The organism is Photobacterium sp. OFAV2-7 (genome assembly GCF_022347985.1).
Taxonomy (GTDB): Bacteria; Pseudomonadota; Gammaproteobacteria; order Enterobacterales; family Vibrionaceae; genus Photobacterium.
In genome coordinates, this window is record NZ_JAKRFQ010000609.1 from 1 (window position 1) to 3,242 (window position 3,242).

At 52.4% G+C, this 3,242-nt stretch carries 2 protein-coding genes and 1 pseudogene; all 3 read right to left on the minus strand.

Annotated features, from left to right (window positions below):
- Nucleotides 1–273: pseudogene (locus tag MHN01_RS21660) on the minus strand (amidohydrolase); the annotation flags it as partial.
- Between the two features lie 44 nt (nucleotides 274–317).
- A complete protein-coding gene (locus tag MHN01_RS21665; RefSeq protein ID WP_239413373.1) occupies nucleotides 318–1,403 on the minus strand; it encodes a lipocalin-like domain-containing protein in 1,086 nt (361 codons plus the stop codon).
- A 2-nt stretch (nucleotides 1,404–1,405) separates the two neighbouring features.
- On the minus strand, nucleotides 1,406–3,242 hold a 1,837-nt coding region (locus tag MHN01_RS21670; protein ID WP_239413374.1), incomplete at its 5' end, for an ABC transporter permease.

The following is a 3,242-nucleotide window of genomic DNA, read 5'->3' on the forward strand; positions in this document are numbered from 1 at the left end:
CATTTGTGCCAGATGATCCAGCTCGGCTCCCCAGCTTATTGCTCGCTCCTGAGCCTTGATAACATTGGCGTCATCTCGTCCCATGATGGTGTTGCGGGCAATAATCGCATCAGAGAAGAAAAGCTCATACCCCTGCGACTGCAACAAACCTGCAATCCGGCTGGTGGTAAAAAACTCGCACCATGCCGATTCAGGGTATCGATGAAACTCACGACGATAGTTCATTAATCGCTGAGCTAACGCCTGTTCATCCACTATCATTTTATTTACCACGTTCTCGTCCTATCTTTTTACGGCAAACCGGCAGGCTAAGCGCCTTAATATCCGGTTAACTCCATAAATCCTTGTCCTGAATGACTGCCTTTGACCCTTATCGGCCCTTCCCAGTATGAGAAGATAAACGGCAACCACTGCTCCTTGCGGACAACATCCACTTCTAATTGTATCTGTTGTGTCGGTACTTCAATTCGCCACTGCAGCGGGAACTGTCTACCTTGGTGTTTTACGTATGATTTTGGTTTCAGCCGAATATCTTCCGGCTGCAATACGATTGTTTTGCCGTCAGGCCAGCTCAAAGAACCAAAGAAATAAGGCTTACCGCCTTCTTCCCTGACTTGAGAAACCATCAAGGCACTGCCGTCGTCCAGATGGACAGAGAACCAGTCCCACCCTTCCTGTTTCTGGGACAGGCCTTCGCTACTCCATTCACGGTCATACCAACCGTCTCCTTTCACTTTATACGTTTTCCCATCCAGCTCCAGTGTGCCATTGAGGGATAAGAAAGGAGCACTGAAATAATAGGAAGCGACATCTTCCGTCGGGTGTTTCCTGCTATAGCCGTTTTCTCCCTGAAAAATCAGCTCACCCAAATTAATAATATCAAGCTTGGCAGCCATATCGCCGTCGTAAAATACCAGTGTTCCGGGGAACGGGCTATCGCTATAAGAACGCCACGACCAGTTGTCCAGCCAGGCTCGGTAAGGATTGTCGGTGACTCCGGCCTGTCCGATCCCGCCACGGGCAAAACGTTCCGCATGCCATATGTTATCCCGGCTGGTCACAACGGTATGGGCCATATACATTTGCGGATTCTTCCAGCCATTACCCGGCTCGTTACCCGATGCAAAACGGAACAGCGTCCACTGTACGCCAAATGTTTCCCCGCTTTCAGCTTCAAGATTGGCAGTTAGATACCACCACTCGGCCTTAAAGGCCGGATGGCTGAGGTGATCTTTCGGAAAGGCCCACTTTTTCCCCGGTACCACCTTCTGATAGCTAACCTCAGATCCCTGCCGGAGTATATCGGCTGAATTCGAGCGAGGTTCGTCAGTGTCACAGCCAACTAACAACGTGAGACACAAAATGCTGAATATCGCTAGTGCGCGACCCACTAGTTGATTCATAATCAGAAAGCCTCCCGCAGCGATAATATGGCAGAGCGTTTCACCAGACGCCAAACCGGCCAGGCGCCAGCAACCAGCAGCACCGCCAATGCCGAGCCTAGAGATGTCAGGTATTCAAACGGGAAATACTGAACTGGCATCGTCCAGCCAAACGAGTATTTCAGCACGACATCAATCAACAACTGAGCCAGCACCAAGCCGAGTGGCAAGGCAATCACCGCCGTCATGACGCCGATCAGCAACAATTGGCCTCCTCCGAGCGCGGCGAGTTCCCGCCCCGTCATGCCCATACAACGCAGCAGCGCAAACTGGCGCTGTCGCGAGACTTCTCCAGCCACAGTGGCAAAGAACAAGCCACATACAGCAATAAACAAGGTCAGCTTACCCAGGGTTGCCGTCACAATGAAGGTACGGTCAAATACCCGCATCGCCTGCTCCATCAACTCGACATTGTTCCTCACCCGCTCTGGTGACAAATGGAAGCGCTGCCCCATTTCTTTCATCACCGCCATGCTGTCAGAATCTGGCTTCAGGTGAATAGCCAAGCCGACCTGTCCTTTGTAAGGCCAGTATTCCTGCCAGCGTTTGTGTGCCAGAATCACCTGCCCGTAAGGATTACCATAGTCATAATACACGCCGGCAACCAGCCAGTTCTGATTCATCGGACTCGGTAGCTCTATCTTATCTCCGGGCTTCCACCCCTGTTTGAGCGCCATCGACTCACTAACCAGTACAGCCCGCTGATAGTGCAGCCGTTGCCAATAGTTAGGCACAGCAACTTTTATCGAAAGCGCCTGTTTCTCTTCTTTGGTACCACCGATGCTGACGACCTGGAGCGTACCCGCTTCAGTCAGAATCTCTTTGCGCCATTGCCACCATACCTGTTTCACTTCGTCGCGCTCGTCTAACCAATTGGCGATACGCGGAGCAACATTCAGAGAAGGTCGAACATAGATGTCAGCCGCAAGGCGCTGATCCAGCCATACCTGTGTCGTATTGCGGAAACTCCCAACCATTGTTTCCATACCGATGTTTGATGCCAGGGCAAGCATGAATGCCATGGCTGCAACCCCACGGTAACTCAGGCTTGCAGCAGCATCAGAGAAGAACCAACGCAAGCGCGCCGAGCGCGCAATCAAGCCCAGCCCCTGAAATAGCTGCCAGAGCAAAAATGGCATACTGAGCGCAGAAGCGATAAGAATGAATGCAATCAGGACAAAGCCTGCCATCTGGCCGTGCGGTAGCTGGTACACAGCGGCAGCCGCACCAATAAACATACATGAGAACAATGCCTGCCAGGCAAACTCACGACCACTGAAACGCACCAGAGACATGTGAGTCGACAAACGGGCTGGCTGGGTTTTTATCAACCGCACCAACGGCCACCCACAGGCCAGCAGGCTACCAAACAAGGCTATCGCCAGCGATGCCAACCCCCACTGCCAATGCCAGCTTACTGACAAGCTAATATTGGCACCATACAGGCTGTTCAGGGTTTCAGCTACCGAAGGCAATAGCTGCTGAGCAAGTAGAAGCCCAAGCAAGTTACCACCTAACAAACCAAGGGCGATCCACACCAGCAACTCAAGCAGCAGGGCTTTAGCCAACTGCGAGCCGGAAACCCCGGCTTGACGAAGCAAGCCAACCAGAGGCTGGCGCTGAGATAAAGACAGAGACATCGCCTGATAGAAGATAAACAGGCCGACAACGAACGCCAACATCCCCATGGCAAACAGGTTCAGGTGGAAAGCATCGGTCAGCGGCTCGAGAGTGGCACTCTGATGACGTTCCAGCTTCAGGGCCGGAGGTAACTGCTCGGTAAGATCAGCTAGCTGTTTC